Source organism: Thalassospira profundimaris WP0211, assembly GCF_000300275.1.
GTDB classification, from domain to species: Bacteria; Pseudomonadota; Alphaproteobacteria; order Rhodospirillales; family Thalassospiraceae; genus Thalassospira; species Thalassospira profundimaris.
This window is the reverse complement of record NZ_AMRN01000004.1, coordinates 267522-289540: the sequence shown is the minus strand read 5'-3', so window position 1 is coordinate 289540 and position 22019 is coordinate 267522. Positions and strand designations below refer to the sequence as shown.

General features: G+C 54.1%; 18 protein-coding genes. 8 read left to right on the top strand and 10 right to left on the bottom strand.

Translation table 11 applies throughout. The features are described from left to right. Position 1 precedes the first annotated feature (1 nt). Both TH2_RS10230 and TH2_RS10225 read right to left on the bottom strand, forming a co-directional pair. Entirely contained in the window at positions 2-865 is an 864-nt protein-coding gene (locus TH2_RS10230; protein ID WP_008890349.1) for an ABC transporter permease, read from the bottom strand. 161 nt (positions 866-1026) lie between these two features. Further along, positions 1027-2115: an ABC transporter substrate-binding protein gene (locus TH2_RS10225; protein ID WP_008890348.1), complete on the bottom strand. Its 1089-nt coding sequence runs from the start codon at positions 2113-2115 to the stop codon at positions 1027-1029. Between the two features lie 141 nt (positions 2116-2256). Between TH2_RS10225 and TH2_RS10220 the strand changes: the two genes are divergently transcribed. Beyond that, positions 2257-2880 (top strand): TetR/AcrR family transcriptional regulator, encoded by a 624-nt coding sequence (locus tag TH2_RS10220; protein ID WP_008890347.1) that lies wholly within the window; start codon positions 2257-2259, stop codon positions 2878-2880. A 16-nt stretch (positions 2881-2896) separates the two neighbouring features. Here TH2_RS10220 and TH2_RS10215 read toward each other — a convergent pair whose 3' ends face one another. Beyond that, positions 2897-3616: a hypothetical protein gene (locus TH2_RS10215; protein WP_008890346.1), complete on the bottom strand. Its 720-nt coding sequence runs from the start codon at positions 3614-3616 to the stop codon at positions 2897-2899. A gap of 216 nt (positions 3617-3832) precedes the next feature. Between TH2_RS10215 and TH2_RS10210 the strand changes: the two genes are divergently transcribed. From TH2_RS10210 to TH2_RS10185, 6 genes are all read left to right on the top strand, one after another. Then, positions 3833-4828 (top strand): helix-turn-helix domain-containing protein, encoded by a 996-nt coding sequence (locus TH2_RS10210; protein ID WP_008890345.1) that lies wholly within the window; start codon positions 3833-3835, stop codon positions 4826-4828. Between the two features lie 82 nt (positions 4829-4910). Then, complete coding sequence (locus tag TH2_RS10205) at positions 4911-5759, top strand: AAA family ATPase (RefSeq protein ID WP_008890344.1); 849 nt, start codon at positions 4911-4913, stop codon at positions 5757-5759. A gap of 5 nt (positions 5760-5764) precedes the next feature. Beyond that, positions 5765-6952, top strand: a complete 1188-nt coding sequence (locus TH2_RS10200) for a vWA domain-containing protein (RefSeq protein ID WP_008890343.1) — start codon at positions 5765-5767, stop codon at positions 6950-6952. A gap of 124 nt (positions 6953-7076) precedes the next feature. Next, positions 7077-8147, top strand: a complete 1071-nt coding sequence (gene glpQ / locus TH2_RS10195; protein WP_008890342.1) for a glycerophosphodiester phosphodiesterase — start codon at positions 7077-7079, stop codon at positions 8145-8147. 120 nt (positions 8148-8267) lie between these two features. Further along, a complete protein-coding gene (wrbA, locus tag TH2_RS10190; RefSeq protein WP_008890341.1) occupies positions 8268-8870 on the top strand; it encodes an NAD(P)H:quinone oxidoreductase in 603 nt (200 codons plus the stop codon). Between the two features lie 176 nt (positions 8871-9046). Then, positions 9047-9910 (top strand): pirin family protein, encoded by an 864-nt coding sequence (locus TH2_RS10185; RefSeq protein WP_008890340.1) that lies wholly within the window; start codon positions 9047-9049, stop codon positions 9908-9910. Positions 9911-10023: 113 nt separating this feature from the next. On the opposite strand, the gene TH2_RS10180 is transcribed toward TH2_RS10185, so the two are convergent. The 7 genes from TH2_RS10180 to TH2_RS10150 all read right to left on the bottom strand — a co-directional run bounded on the left by TH2_RS10180 (position 10024) and on the right by TH2_RS10150 (position 20955). Beyond that, positions 10024-12639, bottom strand: coding sequence for a tectonin domain-containing protein (locus tag TH2_RS10180; protein ID WP_157194012.1), 2616 nt, complete (start codon positions 12637-12639; stop codon positions 10024-10026). A 22-nt stretch (positions 12640-12661) separates the two neighbouring features. Next, the gene (locus TH2_RS10175) at positions 12662-14578 is read right to left on the bottom strand and encodes a type II and III secretion system protein (RefSeq protein ID WP_040823378.1); all 1917 of its coding nucleotides are present in this window, start codon (positions 14576-14578) and stop codon (positions 12662-12664) included. Between the two features lie 107 nt (positions 14579-14685). Further along, complete coding sequence (locus TH2_RS10170; protein ID WP_157194010.1) at positions 14686-17181, bottom strand: tectonin domain-containing protein; 2496 nt, start codon at positions 17179-17181, stop codon at positions 14686-14688. Between the two features lie 468 nt (positions 17182-17649). Next, positions 17650-18630 (bottom strand): AraC family transcriptional regulator, encoded by a 981-nt coding sequence (locus tag TH2_RS20555; protein ID WP_051007616.1) that lies wholly within the window; start codon positions 18628-18630, stop codon positions 17650-17652. Between the two features lie 270 nt (positions 18631-18900). Then, positions 18901-19551: a TapB family protein gene (locus TH2_RS10160; RefSeq protein ID WP_008890335.1), complete on the bottom strand. Its 651-nt coding sequence runs from the start codon at positions 19549-19551 to the stop codon at positions 18901-18903. Between the two features lie 97 nt (positions 19552-19648). Continuing rightward, entirely contained in the window at positions 19649-20434 is a 786-nt protein-coding gene (locus TH2_RS10155; protein WP_008890334.1) for a zf-HC2 domain-containing protein, read from the bottom strand. After that, positions 20431-20955 carry a sigma-70 family RNA polymerase sigma factor gene (locus tag TH2_RS10150; RefSeq protein WP_040823515.1) on the bottom strand — a complete coding sequence of 175 codons (525 nt, stop codon included), beginning with the start codon at positions 20953-20955 and terminating at the stop codon, positions 20431-20433. The genes TH2_RS10155 and TH2_RS10150 overlap by 4 nt, the downstream gene beginning before the upstream one ends. 200 nt (positions 20956-21155) lie before the next feature. On the opposite strand from TH2_RS10150, the gene TH2_RS21490 reads away from it, so the two are divergent. Beyond that, positions 21156-22013: a hypothetical protein gene (locus tag TH2_RS21490; protein WP_008890332.1), complete on the top strand. Its 858-nt coding sequence runs from the start codon at positions 21156-21158 to the stop codon at positions 22011-22013. Positions 22014-22019: the final 6 nt, after the last annotated feature.

Genomic DNA, 22019 nt, shown 5'->3' with positions numbered 1-22019 from the left:
TTTACGTTCTCTCCATCTTGAGCCAGCGCGCACAGGCAATATAGGCCAGTGTCACCACCACCATCAGAATGATCGAAAGCGTGGCGGCCATCGGAAAATCAGCCCGACGGCCCAGTTGGAGCATGATGACTTGCGGCAGGGCGAGTTCGTTATTGCCGCCCAGGATCTGCGGGGTGATGTAATCACCGATACACAGCACAAAGGTCAGGAACGCACCGACCATAATGCCCGGCAATGTGAGCGGTAACACAACATGCCAGAACACCTGAAACCCGTTTGCACCAAGATCGGCCGCAGCCCTGCGATAGTTCGGCGGCATCTGCACCAGATTGGCATAAATCGTAAGCGTCAACAGCATGACAAAGAAATGCACAAACCCGATGACGGTCGCACTGCGTGTGCTGGCCAATTCAAGCGGTTCGGAAATCACCCCCAGATAGACCAGCGTGTTATTGATCACCCCGTTTTGCGCCAGCACCAGAAGCCAAGAATAGGACCGCACCACATAGCTTGTCCAGAATGGCAGGATCGCCATGATTAGCGCCATGCGCTGCCACTTTTGCGGCACACGTTCGGCAATGATCCAGGCCAGCGGATAGGCAAGAATCACGGAAATGATCGTGACCGTGAAGGTGATTTCAAGCGAGACGAAAAGGCCTTTCAGCAAATGGGCTTTTTCAAAGAATTCAATGTAATTGTCGAAATTCCACGCCATGACGATTTCGCGCCCTTTGCGGGTCGCCAAGCTCATCGCGGCCATGACGATAAAGGGAATAACGAAAAACGCGACGGTCCACAGCAGGGCCGGGGTCACAAAGCCCCATGCGCGGCGATTTTCGCGTGTTTCAAGGCTGGCAGTGGCCATAACGGTATCCTTTTCGCAAACCAGCCCGCCTGGATGGGTGGGATGGTTGCTTATAACTCGCTTGGGATGGTGGGCGCCGTTGGGGTCAGCTTACCGCAAGTTTGGCACCGATGCCCCGCAAAAAGCGGGACATCGGCAGGTGGCAGTAGACAAGGGACTGCTTACTGCTGGAGCATCTCAACCCAGGCATCCTGCATCTCGGCATCGAGATCGGCATCCGGGATCGGGTAAAGCTGCGAGTTTTTGAGGTATCCGTCCTGATCATCCCAGCGAAGGGCTGCTTTCTGGGCATCGGTCAGGTTTTCGCCAGCCTTGGCGTTGGCCGGCATCCCCCAATAACAAGACGAGGTCGCAAGACGCGCCTGGCCTTCGGGGCTCATGATGTATTGAACGAATTTAAGCGCAAGGTCAGGCTTTTCAGAATCCTTCATCACACCGATTGACTGTGCCCAGCGCAGGCCACCCTGTTTGGGGATGATCCAATCGAGGTTCGGCTTTTCTTCGGAAAGAACCGCCGTAATCCATTCACCGCCACCAACAAGGATATCGACCTCGCCGGTTGCTAGCGCAGTCTGGGAAGACACAACTTCACCAACCTGTTTGGAGACCTTTTTCATCGCAAACAGCTTTTCCTTGATCGCGGGCATGTCGTCCGCGCCAAGATCAGCCGTATCAATGCCAAGACCCAGCCCCACAAGGCCGATCACCGGCAGGTAATAGTCATAAACCGCGATGCGGCCAGCATATTTGTCCGACCAGATCACCGACATGTCTTCCATGTCCTTGGGATCAACCTTGGTCTTGTCAAACGAAATGGTGTTGTAGCCGAACTTCTCGGTGACGGCATAGGTTTTGCCATCCACCACATTGTTTTCGGCCATCACGACTTCGGGGAAGATATCGGACGTCGGCAGGGCGTCGGCGGGGATTTCGGCCAGAACGCCCATTTCAACCGCGCGATGGACATCAACACCATCAATTACAAACACATCCCAGTCGCCCGGACGGGATTGCTCAATGATAGAAAGACCGGCACCGGTGCCTTCGTACTCCTTGAGATTGACTTTGACGTCGTATTCTCTCTCAAACGGCTCGATCAAGGCCGGATCGGTATGGTCGCACCAGACCAAAGCATTCAATTCTTCGGTTGCTTGTGCGGTTTGCGCCATGGCAACAGCGCCCAGAATAAAGGTCGCAGTGCTACTCAGAAACTTGTTGCGGGTCTTCCCCGTAGAGACGTGACGAGACATAGGCTCTCCCTGATTTCATAGTTGAGGCCTCCCTTGAATTGGGTTTTTCGGCGCTTATCCGGCACCGTTGAAAAAATATTGAACGCGTTCATTTTTTGAGTCAATGTTAATTTTGAACCCGTTCAGTTTTCCGGAGTGACGATGTCAGGACTGCGCGCCCAAAAGAAAGCCGATAAAAACCGCCGTATTCTCGAGGCGGCGACGACGCTGTTTCGCAAAGTCGGATATGACAGTGCGCGCATCGAAGACATTGCCGAAATGGCCGGTGTGTCTGTCGGGACGTTTTATAACTACTTCAAAAACAAGGGCGATATGCTGATGGCCACGGTCTCGATGGAAGTCGAGGAAGTGCTGACAGCAGGGGATGCCATCATCGCGCGCGAGCATGAAGATGTCGCCACGGCCTTGTTTGAATTGATCGGGAAATATTACGACCACTCCCTGACATACCTGTCCAAGGAGATGTGGCGCACGGCGATGTCACTCTCGATTGCGCAGCCCGAAACACCGTTTTCCCAACGCTACACAGCGCTTGATCATCGGCTGTCCAAACAGGTCTGCGATCTGATTCGCGCCTTGCAGGATCGCGGTGTCGTGCGCAAGGATGTCGACTGCGATGCCACAGGCGAGCTTGTCTTTAACAACGTCAACATGATGTTCATCGAGTTTGTCAAAGACGAGGAAATGGACGTCGATGGCCTGAAGGCCAGCGTGGCACGGCAGAATGCCCCGCTGGCTTCCCTGATGTCGGTAAAGACCGACTGATCTTTCAGATAACCAGCTAGTCAAGAAACGTTTTCTCGATCCGGTCTGCATTTGCTGTTGCCCAACGGACCACAGCATCAACGTTTTCTATCTTTTCTTCTGGGAAGAATTTGCGGGTAAGAGAAACATCCTGACCTTTGGCATAGCCGGGCAGCATTTCTTCCGCGCTTTCGCGGTAATCAAAGCCATACTCGACATATAGGAACTTGTTCCTGCGTGTGATCCTGAATGCCGCACTAAGCATGTCGTAAGGGCGATCCACGTTCATCGCTCGTGCATTTGTCATTGCAACTTTTATATAGTCGGCAAAGTTGTCAAATGAACTGATGGTCTTCTTCTTGATGCCAAAGCAGCTTTGCCGCCCAAGATCAACATTGGCATTTGTTTTATGATAGAGCAGGTTGGGTTGCGGGTCACAAAATGAAGACGAATAAAATGAATATCCAAGTCCGACGTCCAGCGGTGTAGACACTGTCACCAGTCCCCGAAGATAGCCATCGCTGTCAATGTGGCCAAGGGCGACGGAACCGAACGTGTGATAAGTGTTGTTTTGGCCGGTGTCTGTCGCAAGAACTTTCCACTCTCCTTCGGGCAAGATGACGTCACCTTGCGGCAGTTCAACCTTCTCGCGGAATACTTTTCCGATTGGAAATTGGGTTTGAAATTGACCGCCAGATGTCGCCACACAGCCGGTCAGAAACAATAGTGCGCTGAAACTCAGTAAAAATTTGCTCATGACTGCCCCTAGTTTTTTATCAGAGTAGAATAGCTTCTAAATTCGAAATAAATACTGTCCAAACGTGCAGGTTTGCGAAGAGGGTCAAAAGGCGCTTGGCATCGGGACGACCACATGCAAGTGTTGGACGCAATAACAACAAAAACAAAGGACTATCGGTGATTTCGGCAGATAGGCCAATCAAAGCGCAGGCAAAAATAGTGGAACGGGCAGAGTATGCAGGAGACCGGTCAGAGCGCGGACGACGCGTTTGATATGTTTTCGGATCGGGACAACGCAGGCGGTATCGGTGAACTGAGGCTTGCCGATGGTGAACTGTTTGAATTGCCCGGTGTGACCGGGCGTCTGGAACGGATCGATTTCGGCAACGGCATCTGTTTGCACCGTGCGGAATTGAATGTCCGTGAGGATTCCAGATTTGATGTTCAAAACGCTTTGCCGCCGGGCTGGCTTGCCGGATCTGTCAATATTCTCGGCGACCTTGATTTTGATTGCCCGGATGGCGGCAAACATACCATGTCGCCCGAGATTGGTTTGATGATGCGCGTCGACCGACCCGGTACACGCTATTTTTTGCCCGGTGGACAAATGATCCGCCATGCGGGCGTTACCATCGGGCTTGATGCGCTGCGTGCCAAGTTTGGCGATGATCTGCCAGCACCACTTGATCCCTATCTGTCCGATGATCAAAGCGTGATTGAAGTCAGGGCGCTTGGGCTTAACAACAAGATCAGAAGCATCGTCAGTGCGATGTTCTCCGCCCAAGCGACCGGCGTTGGGCGCAAGTTCAAGCTTGAAGGTTTATCAACCCTGTTTCTGGCCGAGATGATTGATGCCTATTGCCTGCTGCATCACGATGGCGAAAAGACGCCGGAACCAAGCGTTCTTGAAAAGACGGTAATCGAAGACACGATTGCCAAAATCACTTGCGATCTGGCGGCCGCGGTCTCGGTTGCGCAGTTGGCAGATGCGGGCGGCATGACCGAAAGCCGCCTTAACAGCCTATTCAAGCTTGAGACGGGCAAAAGCTGTGCGGACTTTATCCGCTCCAAGCGGATGGAGCGGGCCCGGGAATTGCTGGCATCGCGTGATTTCACCGTCAAACAGGTCGCAGCAGCGGTTGGCTTTAACCATGTCAGCAACTTTTCACGGTCCTATCGCGACTGGTATGGCGAAAGTCCGGCTCAGGCACTCAAGCGCAACAACGCATAAGCTGTGCGGTGTTTGTGCCCTTGCTCAAATCAGTTGGACGCCCTAGGTTAACGCAAACGTCAACTTGTGTTGCAGGGCAAAAATGAAGTTTCAGGGTACGGAAAATTACGTCGCGACCGAAGATCTGATGGTGGCGGTCAATGCCGCGATCACGTTGCAGCGACCGCTTCTGGTCAAGGGTGAACCGGGCACGGGCAAGACGGTGCTGGCCGAAGAAATCGCAAAATCGCTGGGCAAGAAACTGATCACGTGGTCGATCAAATCCACAACGCGCGCCCAACAGGGCCTTTATGAATATGACGCGGTGTCGCGCCTGCGTGATAGTCAGTTGGGCGACGAGCGTGTCCATGACATCGGCAATTACATCGTCAAGGGCAAGCTGTGGGAGGCGTTTGAAGCCGACGGCGAAGCGCCCGTCCTTCTGATTGACGAGATCGACAAGGCCGATATCGAGTTCCCCAATGACCTGCTTCAGGAACTCGATCGCATGGAGTTCTTTGTTTACGAGACCCAGCAGATGGTCAAAGCCACCAACCGGCCGATTGTAATCATCACCTCAAACAATGAAAAGGAACTGCCAGACGCGTTCCTACGTCGTTGTTTCTTCCATTACATCCGCTTCCCGGATGCAGACACCATGGCCGAAATCATCGAGGTGCATTACCCCGGCATCCAGAAACGTCTGGTGGCTGAGGCATTGAACCTGTTTTACGACATGCGTGATGTGTCGGGGCTCAAGAAAAAGCCGTCAACCTCCGAGCTTCTTGATTGGTTGAAGCTTTTGATGGCCGAAGACCTGCCGCCCGAGGCGCTTCGCGCCAAGGATGCCAAAACCGCCGTGCCCCCGATGCATGGGGCGCTTTTGAAAAACGAGCAGGATGTGCATCTGTTCGAGCGGCTTGCCTTCATGGCACGGCGCGAAGGGCGTTAATCCCGATGTTCACCGGCTTTTTCTATAAGCTGAAAGATGCGCGCGTGCCGGTCAGTTTGCGCGAATATTTGACATTGCTTGAGGCGGTGGAAAAGGGACTGGCCGGATATTCGGTGGAGGATTTCTATTATCTGGCGCGGTCTGCGCTGGTGAAGGATGAACGCCACCTTGATAAGTTCGACCGCGTGTTTTCCGAACATTTCAAGGGCGTGATCGACCTTGCCGAGGGAATGGACGAGGTCGAGAAGACTGAAATCCCTGAAGAGTGGCTGAAAAAGCTTGCCGAGAAATTCCTGACCGATGAAGAAAAGGCCGAGATCGAAGCCCTTGGCGGTTGGGAAAAACTGATGGAGACGCTTAAACAGCGTCTGGAAGAGCAAAAGGGCCGTCATCAGGGCGGCAATAAATGGATCGGTACGGCCGGGACATCGCCGTTTGGCGCTTATGGCTATAACCCCGAAGGGGTGCGGATCGGGCAGGATAAATCCCGCCATCGCCGAGCGGTCAAGGTCTGGGACAAGCGAGAATTCAAGAACCTTGATGACAGTGTCGAAATCGGCACGCGCAATATCAAGGTCGCCTTGCGACGTTTGCGCAAATGGGCAAGGACCGGGGCGGCAGACGAGCTTGACCTGCCCGGAACAATCACATCAACCGCACGCCAAGGCTGGCTTGATGTTCAGATGCGCCCCGAACGCCACAACGCGGTCAAGGTCTTGATGCTGTTTGATGTTGGTGGATCGATGGATGATCACATCAAGGTCTGTGAAGAACTGTTTTCCGCGGTCAAAACCGAATTCAAGCATCTTGAATATTACTACTTCCACAACTGCCCCTATGAAGGGCTTTGGAAAGATAACGCGCGGCGCTGGAACGAACAGGTGTCGACCTGGGATGTGATCAATACCTATGGCGCGGACTATAAATTGGTGATTGTCGGCGATGCCACCATGAGCCCCTATGAAATCACCTATCCGGGCGGGGCGGTGGAATATTGGAATGCTGAGGCAGGGGCGGTTTGGATGGGCCGATTGCTGGATCATTTCGAACATGCCGCCTGGATCAATCCGCAACCGGAAAACTGGTGGCGGCACCATCAATCAATTCAGATCATGCACAAGCTGATGGAAGGCCGGATGTTTCCCCTGACCCTTGATGGTCTTGATCGCATGACCGGGGAACTTAACCGCTAGGTCCGCGTTCATTGCTGTAACAGTTTCATGAAGATTGCATCCAAGACGCGCTGACGCGTTTTTGTGCTGCCAATCCGCGCCTATAGTCCTTTGCTTAAAAGGACACTGGATAAGGATACCCTTGATGCTGATACGCAAAATGATCAAGTCGACATTGCTGGCTGTTTGCGGACTTGCCGCAGCCACATTGATGCCTGTTACAGGTGCAATCAATTCGGCCCATGCACAGGCGCTTGATCAGGAAATGGTGGTGATCGCCCATCGCGGGGCATCGGGGTATTTGCCTGAACATACCCTGCCAGCCAAGGCATTGGCCTATGGCATGGGGGCAGATTACATCGAACAGGATGTTGTTCTGTCCAGGGACGGTGTGCCCGTCGTCCTGCATGACATCCACATCGATACCACCACCGACGTTGCGCAAAAATTCCCGGATCGCAAACGTGAAGACGGGCGTTATTACGCGATTGATTTTACACTGGCCGAACTCAAGACACTGAGCGTGACGGAACGGTTCAAGGCCGATACCGGCAAGCAGGTTTATGCCGATCGCTTTCCGGCTGAGTTTGCCATCTTCAAGATCCCGACCCTTGAAGAAGAGATTAAACTGATCCGCGGACTGAACCACTCCACTGGGCGTAATGTTGGCATCTATCCGGAAATCAAGGACCCGGCATTTCATCGTGCGGAAGGCCAGGACATTGCCAAAACCGTGATCGCGGTGATGGAGACGTGGGGGTATAATAACCCGGACTCAAATGCCTTTGTGCAGTGCTTTGACTGGTCTGAAACCAAGCGTATCCGCCAAGAGCTTAACTATCAGGGCAAGCTGGTGCAGCTTATCGGTGAAAACCGCTGGGGCGCGCCAGAGGGAACCGATTACGATTATCTGAAATCTGACGACGGCATCACCGAGATGGCCAGTGTTGTTGATGGTATCGGGCCGTGGTTGCCGCAAGTTATTGAAGGCCTGAGCGAAAACGGCACTGCGATCATGACACCGACCCTGATTGCCGCCCAGCGTGCGCAATTGAAGGTTCATCCCTATACCCTGCGCGCCGATCAGTTGCCGAAATGGGCGGGGGATATGCAGATCGCGCTCAAGGCCATTTTTGATGATGCCGGAATTGATGGCATTTTCACCGACTTCCCCGATCAGGTCGTGCAGTATCTGGCCCGGAATCCCGACGCTTGATCCTGATGCCTGATCGGGCTCGCATCCGATAACGAACAGACTGTTTCCAAGCTGGCCGTTATCAGGGGTGCATTCTTAAGTCACTATGCAAGCCGACGAAGTTCAACCAAGGAGGATGACGTGGCGAAAGTACTGGTACTTTATTATTCGATGTATGGTCATATCGAAACCATGGCCAACGCCGTTGCCGAGGGCGCACGCGGTGTTTCCGGGACGCATGTTGATGTCAAACGTGTTCCTGAAACCATGCCCGAAGATGTCGCAAAGGGCGCAGGTGCCAAGCTTGATCAGGCTGCCCCGGTTGCCGAGGTTTCCGATCTTCCGGAATATGACGCGATCATCTTTGGTGTGCCGACCCGTTTTGGCAACATGCCAGGCCAGATGCGCACCTTCCTTGACCAGACCGGTGGTCTTTGGGCCGAAGGCAAATTGATCGGCAAGATCGGTTCTGTCTTCACCTCGACCGGCACCCAGCATGGTGGTCATGAAACCACCATCACCTCGACCCATACCACCTTGCTTCATCAGGGCATGGTGATTGTCGGTGTGCCTTACAGCTGTGCTGGCCTGACCAATATGGACGAAATCACCGGTGGTTCGCCTTATGGTGCCGGTACGCTTGCGGGTGCCGATGGTTCACGTACCCCCTCCCAGAACGAGCTTGATGTCGCCAAATTCCAGGGCAAGCACGTGGCAGAACTTGCCGCCAAACTTGCAGGCTGATTTTCAAGTCGTCTGATCTGATCAAGGCAGTGCAGGGTTCCTGCGCTGCCTTTTTTGTTGCGATTTGATAAACAATCAGGTGCCTGATTGGGCCTTGTTTGGCGACAGTTTTGTGCGACCATGCGGGGTATGAAATGTTGTCTGGCAAGAATGCCAACAGGCAGAGGAGTTTTGAAATGTCTGAGTCTGTGAAAAACGCACGCGGTGTTGAACGTATCTTGCGCGCGATGGATACATCTGATGGTGCGGGCGTGTCGCTGCGACGGTCGATTGGGACGCCGCAGCTTGATATGCTTGACCCGTTCCTGATGCTTGATTCACTTTCGACCGACAACCCGGACGAATATATCGCAGGCTTCCCGGAACATCCCCATCGCGGCTTTGAAACCGTGACCTATATGGTCGAAGGGGCGATGCGCCATCAGGACAGCATGGGCAATGAGGGCATTTTGCGTTCGGGGGGTGGACAGTGGATGACCGCCGGTAGCGGGATTGTGCATTCCGAAACGCCTGAGCAGGAAAACGGCCTTTTGCAGGGCTTTCAGCTTTGGATCAATCTGCCGGCCAAGGACAAGATGATCGATCCGCGCTACCAGAATATGGAGCCCGATGAACTGCCGGAAATCTCCCCGGTGGATGGGGCGCAGCTGCGCCTTCTGGCCGGATCGATGCATGGCGCAACCGGCCCGATCAACGGTATTTCGACCGATCCGGTCTTTGTTGATGCCAAACTTGATGCCGGTGCGGAAATCACCGTCCCGCTGCCCGAAGGGCACACCGCGGTGGTGTATGTCTTTATCGGCGATGCGGTTGTTGGCGGCAAAGATGTCCCGACCCATCATCTGGCAATTTTGAAAGACGGTGATGGTGTGACCCTTAAAGGCGGTGCCGAGGGGGGCCGGATGCTGGTGATTGCCGCACGTCCGATCCATGAAGAGGTCGTGCGCTATGGCCCGTTTGTCATGAGCAGCAAACAGGAATTGATGCAGGCGTTTGAAGATTACCAGCGTGGCAATTTTGTCCGCAAGGCTGCGTCCTGACGCCAGAGACCTGATAAAATACGATCTGGACGATCTGGCAAAACGCCCTGAGCCACATGAATGGTCAGGGCGTTTTTCATTTCACTTCGTGATGAATGCGAAGCGAATGAAACCTAGTCCTTGGCGCGTTTAACGTCGGTACTGGAACTGGTATTCGTGATCCAGGGACGGCCATCTGACAACACATCCACCCTGTCGGCAGTTACGTTGTTAACCTTGTCAAACGAGCCGTTTGTCGCATTCCATTTTTTCAAAACGTACGCATTGTTTTCATACAGGGTGACATAGACACTGCCATCCGTCCCGGCACCTATGTCTTCGACAGTTACACTTTGACCCAAAGGGCGGTTTTCAAACCTTGTGCCGGTGTACTGCTGAACAATGTTATTGTTGTCCGCGATCCACAAATCACCTGCACGGCCAATAGCCACCTTGCGCACGTCGTCATTGCTGAATTTGGTAAAGGCATTGGTTCCGGGTTTAAGGTGATAAAGCTTGCCGCTGATGACGACATAAACCGTGCCATCCGGACCAATCGATATATTTTGAATGTTGCCCGACGTTACCGAATAGGTCCGCTGGATCGTTCCCGTTGATGACAGCTTATAGATCGAGTTCGAACTGTTTCCGTTCGTCCAGATGCTGCCATCAGTCGCAACATCAAACTTCTCGACATTCTGGTTAAAGGACAGGGTGACTTGTTCGAGCTTCTTGGTCTTGGTGTTGAACTTCTGGAACTGGTTTGCTCCCTGATTTAAGGGTGCGCCATACAGGTAGAAAACATCATCTTGTCCGACGGCAATTTCATCAATCGTATTGAGGTCCGCGGTGAATGTTTCAAAAGTTATGTTTTTTGAAAACGTAAAGGCGCTTGGGGATGTAACATCCACAACAGCCGCGGTATCGCCACTGCCGGTGGTATCCCCGACGGTTGAGGCCGCAACAAGGCGATCATTCTGTTCGTCACGCTCAAAGAACTTTGATGCAAGCACAACAGTGTCAGTTGTAACAACCCAGGGATAGCCATTGGGGCCGACCGCGACACTTTCCGCGATGTGACCCGGCGTTTGAACGACTTCAAAGGTTTTGCCATCCGCGCCCAAACGCATCAGGAATTGATTGGCGGAAACGACATAAACGCTGCCATCCGGACCGATCGAGATACTTTTGGCCTTTTGCGATAAAACCTCACACGGTGATTGTTCGCACTGCTGGACAAGGTTGTCAGACCGAATTGTCCATGGGGTTCCGTCCGGGGCGACTGCAACCAAGATGCCCTGACCGGGAATGCGATCAAACCGTGTCATGGCCTCATTAAGCTTGGATAGGCTTCCGCTGGCATCGGCAATGACAACCGATCCGTCCCCGCCAATCGCAATGTCTGAACCGGTTGCACCGGGGATTTGCTTCCACAGTTTTCCGGTATGACGAAATACCCGGCCCAAGGTGGAAATTCCCCAAGGGTCGCCATTTGCATCGACTGCCAAACGCACCAGTGTTCCCGGAAAATCTTCAAAGCTTTTGCGGCTGTTGGACCAGCGGAAAACACTTCCGGCCGCGTTCAAAGCAAACACACTTCCATCCCGACCGATTGCCAAAGCCGTGGCGTTCTCGCGGGTGTTGGTAAAGGTAATGTCCTCAGTCGTTGTTACGGTCGTCGGATCAAGACCGGGATCGTCCCCGGTTGACGGGGCCACGGTTCGGCTAGTGCCTTGCGCACCTGCACCTGCAGTTGGTGTCACGGGTGACGCGGAGGCGCCAGTTGCTACCGCGACTGGTGCCGTTGATGGTGCTGCTTGTGCTGCGGGTGGTGCAACAGCTGCTGCTGGGGGCAGGGGCGGGGCTGTGACATCCGGGGCAATTGCCGCGGGCGCACTATCAACAGGGGCGACGGCATCGGGCGCGCGAATTTCCGGTGCCCGGCCTTCTTCGGTTTTGATTTTTTCCGGTGCAACCAGCAATGTCGTTGCCATGATGGCACCACCGGCGACAACCGCCCACGGCCCACCATCGGGTGTGGCGGCGGTGGCTGTCGCACCAGTGACACCGGCGACAATACGCCAACTGCGTTGTGTTGCATTCCAGGTCCTGATCTGACCTTCGGCATCGACAATTACAACCGTACCGTTACCGGCAATCGCAATGTCGAGGGCACGACCGGGCATGGTGGTCCAGGTCTTACCGTCATAGGACCGAATGCCGCCATCGCGCGCCACCGCCCATGGATTTCCCGTCCTGTCGAGTGCAATGCGATACGCACTGCCGTCGATCGGCCGCCATTCACTGCGCAAGGGGTACCATTTTTTGATTTCGCCACTGACTTTGGCAATAAAGACATTGCCTTGCGTATCGGCGGCAACATCGGCAACGTCGGTGTCCTTGTTTTCCCACCACAGCCCGTTATAGCGATAAACTACGCCGTCGGCGCTGATTGCCCAGGGGCGATTTCCCTCGGCTGCGGAAATACGCACAAAATTGCCCGACATTTTGCGCCAACGCTGTTCTATCGCATCCCAGCGCCACGGCGTGCCATCCGGGGCAACGGCATAGGCCTGCCCGTCACTGTTGATCGAGATATCAACAGCCGTGCCGGGCAAACGGGTCCAGTTTGATGATGGGGCGCTATCTTGCGCGTGTGCGCCGGTGATCGGATGAACTGTCGTAAAGGCAACACAGTACAAAACCAGACAGAACCGCATGATGAGCGGTGTCATTGGACGATTTCGCATCGCAGTCTCCGAATACAAAAAGCTATAGACCAAGCAACCGGTCACGCACCATCGCGATATGTTGCTGGCCGTTCTCGTCGTTCTGCCAAGACTGAATTTTCACATCTCCATTCCTGAACTCTTCGAAGAATTCGCGCCCCTGAAGCTTTTCAATGACTTCGCTGAAGGTTGCACGCGGCGTAAACCAATCCTTGTGACGGTTTTCCAGACGTTCGATGTCCCGTTCAAGATCCGACATTTCTTCGATCATGACGTCACGGTCTTCCTGAGCCCGACGGGCATAAAGCGGACGGCGTGGCGTCATCAGGATCAATACAGATCGTTCGAACTGGCGTTCAATGCGCTGTGAGAACAACAAATTGACAATCGGTATATCCATCAAGCCCGGTACGCCATCGGCTGATTTGGATGTTTCGCGTTCGCTGAGGCCACCCAAAACAAGCGTCTCGCCAAACTTCATGGTGACGGTCGAATTGACATTGGTTTTGGTGGTATCGAGACGGAATTCAAACACAACCGAATTGGACGGGTCGGTCAGGAAGGTACGTTCCGCAACCACGTGCAATCGGATCATGTCATCGGGCAGTATTTCCGGCGTGACGGCCAGTTTGACGCCAACCTCTTTTTGTACCGAAACACTGTCGCCATTGCCGCCGGAAACGGCAGCGGCCAGAATTTCCGTGCCTGAGAAGAACTCCGACGTTTGCCCGGTCTGGGCCACCAAGCTCGGTTTGGCCAGAACCTGATTGTCGGCATCGGCGGAGTTGGCAATATTGAGCGAGTACGTCACAGCAGGAATACTGATGGCCCGGGTAATTGTTTGCGTACTTTGTTCCAGCCCGGTGTTCAGATAATCCTTGGTCCGTGTTGATTCATAGCCAAATCCGGACGTTCCGCTGAGCGGGTCGCCGAACTGCAACTGCAACCCGTTCAACAGGTTGATGCCGCGCGAATTACGGACATCTTCCTGTGTGCCGATCAGGACCACATCCACGACCACCATGCCGGTATCTGCAAAGCCCTGTTGTGCAGGGTTTGCCGCACCATATGGATCTTGCTGCTGAGCGGCATAGGGATCCGGCGCTGCTGCTGCGCCGTAAGGATTGCTGGAACCGTAAGGATCTTGGGCGCCGTATGGATTTGCCGAGCCATAAGGATCGGTGCTGCCATAGGGATCATTTCCATACTGCGCCAACATGACCTTGGCGTCACTGTCATAAAACGACTGCCACCCTTGAACGCGACGTTCGAGATATTCGATGTTTTCCGGTCCCAGAACCGCCTTGCGATAGGCTGCCAAAAATGCCGACGCGCCTGTTCGGTCGTCCATTGCTGCCAAAGACAATGCCGCAGCTTTGAGCACTTCGGGCTGTTGTTTGGCCTCGGGTGCCACATCCATCAAACGTTTTAACGCGGCTTCCGCGGTTAGGGGATCACGCGCGTAGTATGACGCCGAAGCCAGACTATACAGTACCGCCGGGTCATCACCGCGATGAAGGGCGACCGCGGCAAAATAGGCCTGCGCAAGGCCATAGCGCCGTTGGTCCATATACAAAAGGCCCAACTGGTAACTGGCCGACAGGTTACCCGGATCGAATTTAAGCGCCTGTTTGTAGCCTTGCTCTGCCAGATCAAACTTGCTGGCGTCGCCCTGCACCCCCATCAGGTGGTAGGTCAAGCCATTGAGAAACTGCAAATCCGGATTGGTAACATCAAGCTTCAAGGCCAGATTGATCAGGCGTGATGCTTCATCCATTTTCCGGGCTTCCAGGGCCAGATTGCTTGCGTGCACCAGTTCCGAAACAGCATCCGCCTCGACCCCGGAATTAACAACAAACTGATTGTCCGTTCTGGTTGGTGTGTTGTTTAAAGACAGTGTTTGGCACCCTGCCAAAGTCACCAAGGCACAAACCGCAACCGTGCTGCGAAGAGACGTCATAAACAACCGCATCAAATACCTATTCCTGATGTTTCTTGTGCACGCTAGGTGCATAAATTCGGCGTGCGGGCGGGTTGGGGCCCCGATGAGCCCCAACCCGTGACCGGCTACTGCATTTGATAGATTTTATTGTTTTTGGTCAGCCGCCATACCTGACCATCGCCAGCACCAATCGCACGAGAGTCCGTTTCGTCTACAATCGGATCCCAGTCTTGCTTGGCGGCATTAAACAGGTAGGTTTTGCCGTCCGTGCCAATGATCAACGCCGCACCCGGGATATCGACCGCGATATCAACAGCCGCGCCCGGAAGCTTTTGCCACTTCTTGTTGTTGTCATGGACAAAGATATCGCCATTTTTGTTTACGACCCACGGTCGACCATTCTGATCAATGTCGATCCGTGTTGCCGTTCCCGGAAGTTTTTGCCAGCGGTTCCCATTCCGGACATGGATGGTGTTGTCAACGGCGGTAATCCAAACCCCGTTGGCACTGGCGCCAATATCTTGTGCCGCCGGGCCGGGGATTTGCCGCCATTTTGTTCCTGATTGGGCGAATATCAGGCCCGCATCGTTGACGACCCATGCGTCTTTATCTGAAACAGCGATACGGACTGCCGCACCGGCCATTTTGATCCATCTTTTTGCCGTCTTGGCGCGCTTGAAGATTTCATAGCCGCCACCGGCTTTGCTTACACCGATGACATAGGTGGTTCCATCCGTGCCGATCGCAACATCGGTGGCGTCCCCCGGGATCAAGTCCCAATTCGTTGCACGACCAGCAGCGCCGGCTGTACCGGTCGATTCAATCTGGCTTAACGTGATCGTATCATTATTCGTATTATTTTGGCCGCCATCGACAACACTATCGGTTTCGAAGTTCCCGACAACAACATTGCCGTTGTCCAACGTCACGCTGTAATCGTCGGTACCCGTTGCCTTTTCAGCCGGCATCAATTGTGCCCAGATCCGTGTGTTCGGCTTGACGGGCTCCTGGGTCATCAGGGCCCAGTTGCCTGCGACTTCGTTTCGGCCATCATCCGTTTTGAGCAGACGGGCGAGATTGACCGGACGCTGTGCGACCGCGACTGCGTCTTTGACGATTGCTTCTTGTTTGTTCTGTTCCAGCGCAATTTCGGTTGCGAAAGACGCAATGACAGAAGCGGCGGTCAAAACCACCAGTGGCGCGACTGCAGCGCCAGCGAACCCAGCGCTACTCACAACGACGCCTTGCGAAATCTCCTTGAAACGATAAGGCAGGATTTGCAGAGCAATTCGGGACGCAGCCTGGGCAAATGCTGGGGACACTGCCTCAGCTGTAAAGCCAGCAAGATAGATCAAACCGATACCCGCAGCGGGCCCGAGGTGCATTACTTCCTTGGCTGCCAAGGTAGTATCTGGCGGTTTTACACCGGTATCATATGCCGAAGCCAAATTGGTTCCGCGCGATTTTCGCCAGGCCTCTCTGCCGCGCTGCCAGCTCTCCCAGACATTGCTCATCTCTGACGCCGTTAGCTTGCGGGAGTCTTGAACATAGGTTGCCAGATAGTTGACCATGTCTTGTTCGGGCTTGGTTTTGGCGCCGCGTTTGATGACGTCATACAGGTAATTGTAAACCGCGCCTTTGAGCTCCAGTGAAGCTTCTGGCTCGTTTTTAATCTGTTTCCAAACGCCGACGCGATACTCCTCGGCGTCGTTGTTGTTCATCTTGGAGTCTGTGATGAACTTTTCGATCGTGGCTTCAATTCTAGTGCGTTCGGTGATGACTTGGGCGACAATTTCGTGCGCACCAGGCAAGCCAAACAGTCCGTTTGGCGTCCGTTTGGCCGACTCCCAACGCATATTTGTGTATTCGCAGGCTTTATTCGTTTTGACGCTGTGAACAGATCTTACAGACCCATCCGGACATGACCAGCAAGTGCCGCCATCGACAAAGTCGAAATGTTCGCCAGCTTTACAGGTCAGCGCAGTTATTTTTTCTGCAGCCACCAGGCTTTCATTGCGGAAACAGGCATTGTGCGCGCTGACCGCAGCCGCCGTACGGCGATATCCGTCAGGGCAGGTATAACAACTGCCATTCAGATCCGGGAACGAACCTTCTGGGCAAACCCGGTCAATGAATTCGGCCCGACGTGCTGATTCAAAGATTTTACCGCAAGCATCCCATTCATTCACGGCTGACAAGGTACGGCCAAATCCGGCTGGGCATGACCAGCATTCACCGCCATTACGAAGATCTTTGAAAGATCCTCTCGGGCAGGATTTGTGTGCGCCGACGCGGGTTGCGCGTTTATATTCTGCTGAAACCTGCTTTGAACATGCCTTCGGCGTGTCCACCGCAAAACCGGTTCGATTGTAACCACTTGGGCATGAGAAACAGGACCAGGTGCCGATATCGAAGAAGGATCCCCGCGGGCATTCACCAACAGCCTTGCCTGTTTTCGTTGCCGATGCAAAGCCGCAAGCCCCCAAAAGGGTGTTTGTGCGCAAATCCATTGCGCCACAAAGAGCGCGCCCTGTTCCTGTAAAGGCAGCTTGCGTCTGCTGCGCCTTTACCTCTGAAGTGCTTGCCAGAATACTGACGAACCCTGCAATCAGGACGATCAACGCCCGCCAGAGTATGCAGCCAGACTTAATACGGCTTCCCATCGATCTTTCCTCAACCAAACAACGCTTGTTATGTAAATTTTCCGCCCGCCGGCCATTCAGCAGGCAGGTTCACTGGGCACATCCCATGAGGTGTGCCGCGTGGACTGCGTTGGGGATGAGAAGAAGTATGGAAATCGTAACCGCTTACCTTGCAGCCGATCAATCAGCGACACACCAAGTCTCTTCGGAGCAAGGTCATCGCTTTGATTGTCGTTGGGTGGACAGTCCTGACCAATTTCAGGACTGTCCTGTTATCAGAGTGTTCCCCCACTCTCCGTCATGTCTGAAAACAAAGGCATGACGGCCCATTCCCCGCACGGAGAATTGAGCAGCGACGCCGATAAGGATACATGTAATTGGATGGTATGGTACGTTTGCTGCGCTTAGTGGATACTGAGGGCGCTTTTCGGATGTCGGGGGCGAATTTCAGCCGTGTTTGCGGATTGTCTCAGACGGAAGTTCGCCGAATTCCCGATGATAATCCTGCGCAAATCGGCCCATATGGGTGAAGCCCCATTGCCTTGCGATTTCAGAGACGGTTTTTCCGTATGGTTCCGCCATCAAAATGGCCCGGACGCGTTTCAAACGCACAACACGTAAATAAGCCATCGGCGTGATGCCAAAGGCGTCCATGAAACCTTTTTGCAGCCCGCGATAGCCGCATCCGGCCGCAGCCGAAATATCGGCAAGTCCCAGTTTCTTGTCCGCATGGGCGTGAATGTAATCACGTGCACGTTTAATGTAATAGGGCACAACTTCGGTGACGGTGCGGCCATTCACAATGTCCTGATAACTGTTGGGCAACAGGCTCAGACATTGTGCGACCAGGATGTCTTTCATCTGGGTCGTGACGATCGGGTTATGCAATTCACGCAAAGGCCCGTCGAGCGCTTCGGCGACATAGTGGACTGTATTGCAGAAAACGTTCCAGCCCGGTGTGGTGGGATCAATCACAGGGTCGAACCGCAATCCATTTAATTCAACATCTTCGCCAACCACCGAACGGGTATAGTTTTTGAGTTTGTCTTTCGATAAACGAAGGACAAAGGCGCTAAAGTTATCTTCTGTGGCGCTGACTGGTGCGGCCAAATCACGCATGAACCCCGCATTGGGGAAGAATTCCAATTCTTGCCCGCAATGCTGCGCCACACCCGCACCAGACGTGACAATATATAACAGCAGGCCATCATCATCTTCTTCGGAGGATTCGACCGTCAGTCTTGAATTTCCGAATGCGACATGCATCAGACTGATGTCATCACACTCCACGGCGGCGACGCGGGCGTTAAACTCTGCGTTGTGCCCTTTGACATCCAGATCGTGTCGTGACGCAAGGTTTTTGATCGACTCCCGGACCTCATCAAGGTCGCCCGAAGATAGTATCGTGTGATTTTGAAGATAGGTCATTGCCGTCCCCCCGACGTGCATACCCGGAAAATTGTCCATTTAGCGGATCATGGAGCCCTGTGGGCGTCTGTTTCCGGCAAATGAAGACAAACAGATGATACGCGCTCGTTGTGGGATAATCTATTGCTGATTGAGATATCTGGCGGGCAGTGGGTCCTGGTGATCGTTCGGGACAAAATCAGCAAGTAAGAACAAAAATCCCCCGCCAAAATATGGGCGGGGGAATTCCGAGGTCGCAGTTTTGACTTTTATCCAGCGGACTGGTTCACGTCATTGCGTGGCCAGATCCGGTACATCATCCTCAAGTACCCAGCCATCATTTGTGCGGCAGGCCGATTTGATTTGGCTGCTGGTACGGTTGCGTGCGGTGAGTTCCTGACGATAGGTCCTGCACCAGACGCCTTTATCCGTCTGCACGGTTTTGAGCGGGGTCACCGCGATATCAAGTGCACCGATGGATGCTGTTTTCGCATCGCCGGAATTATTGGTTTCAAGCGATTGCTGAACAGTTCTTGCCAAAAGGTCCTGTGCGGATTTTGCAATTTTTGCCGGGGCAGGGCCATATGTCACCAGTTCCTCGCTATGGTCCTCGCCGGAATTCCATGAACGGTCACGTTTGACATAAAAGCCGATTTCCGGCGCGTACCACCATTTGGTTGTCTGCATCCACCACTGTTTGTAATAGCGTGAACACTCGATAACGTAGGTGTCAAACGTGCCTGCGGGCACCTCGACCGTTTCGGTTGCGGGTACCGTGCAGGTCAGCCATTGGTCATATTCGTTTACTTCACCGGTGACAGGATCCGTATTGGATGACCGGGTCGAAATACGAACGTGGTCGCCATATTCCAACGGCCAGATATCTTCCGAGCCAGCCTTGAGCGTCGTAGAACCCGATCGTTTCTGATCCTGCTTATTCATTTTGTCAGGTCGTTAACGTCCTGGTTCTTATCGCTTGGTTGTTGCGGTTAAAAAAACACCGACAGCGACGAGGAGCCCCTCATCGCTGTCGATTTACTCAAAGCTTTTGTTTGGGCAGTGTGTCATCAGAGCTGCCAAGGTCCGGCAGATCGACACCCGGGATCAGCCGGTAAACTGTTTCCCACTGGCCATCCTCTGTGCGGCAAGCCCGGCCAAAGAACCCGTCCGGGCCACTTTCAAGGCGGTCAGCCGGGAACGTGACATGATATTCCCGGCAGAAACGCGTCCCCTGACGGAAGGTTCTGAGCGGTTCAATCTTGATGGTGCCGGCACTGTTCTCCGCTGCCCCCAGCGAGACTTGGCGAATATCGCCGCTCAGCGTTTCTTCCAGCGTCATGCTGATTTGTTCATCAAGCAAAGGGTTGTTGACCGGCGAATAGGAAAACATCTGTGCATCGTTTGATGCCAGGGTGCCAACAGCCGCATCACGGACATTTTCGTTAAACCAGTTGCCGCCAACAAACGCCAGCAGCACAGCAGCCGCCGCACCAATTCCAGTCCAGATCGGTGTATTGTTGTTTGCAACGGTGCGCGGCCGTGCATCGACGTCGCTTTTGGGAACGAAGTGTTTTGTCGGTGTCTTTTTCTGATCAAGGATATCTTCGATGTCCTGGGACAGCTGCGGATAAACCCGATCGGCCAGAAGGCGCTCAGATTGATTGCGCAAAACGACCGATTGTCCCGCCATGATGTTGAACTGACGGGTCATGGCCGGGCATTTGGCAATTCTGTCTTCCAGCTCGCGACATTCCGTCGGGGCCAGTTCGCCATCAATATAGGCAGACAGCAAAACGTAGTCGCGATCTTCAAGTTGTTTGCTCATGACGAACCTCTGTAAATGCTGTCCTTGTTTATTGTCTCGCCGTCATCATCGTGCAGAGCGGCAAGTGTTCTTCTGGCTCTGGCGACGCGGCTCATGACCGTGCCATCAGGAATGCCCAAAATGTCGCCGGCTTCGCGATAGCTGTATCCTTCGATCAGGACCAGCGTCAGGGCGGCCCGCTGTTCCTCGGCAAGGGACGCAAGTGCTGCCTGCAAGAACATCCTGTCGGTGCCACCGTGATTTATGCCCGGAACGGCACTGTCACGTGCATCTTCAAACGAAACCACATTTCCCTGGCGTTGATCGCGGCGTTTTTCGTCGATCCAGCTTGTCTGGATGATCCGGTACAGCCAGCTATCAAGCCTTGTGCCTTGCTCGAACTGTTCGATCCGTTCAACCGCCTTTGCATATGCCGTTTGCACCAGATCCTCTGCCGCGACAGCATCGCGCGTCAGCGATCGCGCAAACCGCAATGCGCGTGGCAGAAGATCTGCAAGCTCTTGTCTTAAAGCAGTGTCCAAACCAGACGTCCCATTCATGATCGCAGGCGCAATTTTTCAGTCTTGTTGAACATATAACGACGGGGCCTTCTTGTTTCTTCCCTCGGCCCCGAAAAAAATATTGTGAAAAATAATTTCGACAGCCGGGAAGAAAATTCGAACTCCGTGCGTTGTCCTGTCAAATGAACGCGAAATTCACTGCTAAGGAAGTGGAGCTGACAATGTTGACCATTAATAAGAAAAGTCTGCGCAGCAGGATTACGACAGCGGGCATTCTCGGGTTTGGCGCCTTTGCGTTGGTGGTAACGCCCCTCTCGCTTGACCTTTCCCAGTTTGACGTCGCAGGCAAAAGTGCCTTTGCGCAAGGTCAAGGTAATGGCGGCGGCAACGGTGGTGGTAACGGCGGCGGCAACGGTGGCGGCAACGGTGGCGGCAATGGCGGCCCCGGTGGCGGTGGCGGTAACGGAAATGATGGCCCTGGCGGCGGTAACGGTGGCGGCAATGGCGGCGGAAATGGCCGCAGCGGCCCGGACGGCCCGGGGAACAGTGGTAACGCCGGTGGTGGTAATGGCGGCGGCAAAGGTAATGGTGCCGAAGCACAAGGCAAAGGTGCCGCCGCGCGTTCCAATGCCAAGGGTCTGGGTATGCAGGCCGGGGGCGTTGGACGTGGTGCATCCTCTGCAAGAGAAGGTGTAACTGGTGAAAAAGGCATGCCGCCGGGTATTGCAAATGCACCGGGGCTTGCAGGTGCTTTGCCGCCGGGGATCCAGCGGGTGTTTGGCGCGCCGACCGGTCCGGATGTCGATCCGGATGTCGAACGCGACATCATTACCAAGGGCTGGAAAGAGCTGACCGGGCCTGGCGCAGGTGATGACAGTGATACGCCAGATGATGGCGAGCCGGATACCGGTGATACCGGTGGTGACACCGGGGATACAGGTGATACCGGAGACACTGGAGACACCGGCGACACCACGGGTGAAACAGGTGACGCCGGAGATACAGGTGACACGGGTGGTGACACCGGTGACGGAGCAGATAGTGGTGACACCGCCGATACTGGTGACACTGCTGCTTAAGACATC

What these genes read in the sequence shown, in the direction of transcription:
- TH2_RS10155 (WP_008890334.1), bottom strand. Translation starts at nt 20,434, where the DNA reads ATGAGCAAACAACTTGAAGATCGCGACTACGTTTTGCTGTCTGCCTAT.
- TH2_RS10210 (WP_008890345.1), top strand. Translation starts at nt 3,833, where the DNA reads ATGCAGGAGACCGGTCAGAGCGCGGACGACGCGTTTGATATGTTTTCG.
- TH2_RS10180 (WP_157194012.1), bottom strand. Translation starts at nt 12,639, where the DNA reads ATGCGAAATCGTCCAATGACACCGCTCATCATGCGGTTCTGTCTGGTT.
- TH2_RS10205 (WP_008890344.1), top strand. Translation starts at nt 4,911, where the DNA reads ATGAAGTTTCAGGGTACGGAAAATTACGTCGCGACCGAAGATCTGATG.
- TH2_RS10160 (WP_008890335.1), bottom strand. Translation starts at nt 19,551, where the DNA reads ATGAATAAGCAGGATCAGAAACGATCGGGTTCTACGACGCTCAAGGCT.
- TH2_RS20555 (WP_051007616.1), bottom strand. Translation starts at nt 18,630, where the DNA reads ATGACCTATCTTCAAAATCACACGATACTATCTTCGGGCGACCTTGAT.
- TH2_RS10215 (WP_008890346.1), bottom strand. Translation starts at nt 3,616, where the DNA reads ATGAGCAAATTTTTACTGAGTTTCAGCGCACTATTGTTTCTGACCGGC.
- TH2_RS10200 (WP_008890343.1), top strand. Translation starts at nt 5,765, where the DNA reads ATGTTCACCGGCTTTTTCTATAAGCTGAAAGATGCGCGCGTGCCGGTC.
- TH2_RS10175 (WP_040823378.1), bottom strand. Translation starts at nt 14,578, where the DNA reads ATGACGTCTCTTCGCAGCACGGTTGCGGTTTGTGCCTTGGTGACTTTG.
- TH2_RS10220 (WP_008890347.1), top strand. Translation starts at nt 2,257, where the DNA reads ATGTCAGGACTGCGCGCCCAAAAGAAAGCCGATAAAAACCGCCGTATT.
- TH2_RS21490 (WP_008890332.1), top strand. Translation starts at nt 21,156, where the DNA reads ATGTTGACCATTAATAAGAAAAGTCTGCGCAGCAGGATTACGACAGCG.
- TH2_RS10225 (WP_008890348.1), bottom strand. Translation starts at nt 2,115, where the DNA reads ATGTCTCGTCACGTCTCTACGGGGAAGACCCGCAACAAGTTTCTGAGT.
- TH2_RS10185 (WP_008890340.1), top strand. Translation starts at nt 9,047, where the DNA reads ATGTCTGAGTCTGTGAAAAACGCACGCGGTGTTGAACGTATCTTGCGC.
- TH2_RS10230 (WP_008890349.1), bottom strand. Translation starts at nt 865, where the DNA reads ATGGCCACTGCCAGCCTTGAAACACGCGAAAATCGCCGCGCATGGGGC.
- glpQ (WP_008890342.1), top strand. Translation starts at nt 7,077, where the DNA reads ATGCTGATACGCAAAATGATCAAGTCGACATTGCTGGCTGTTTGCGGA.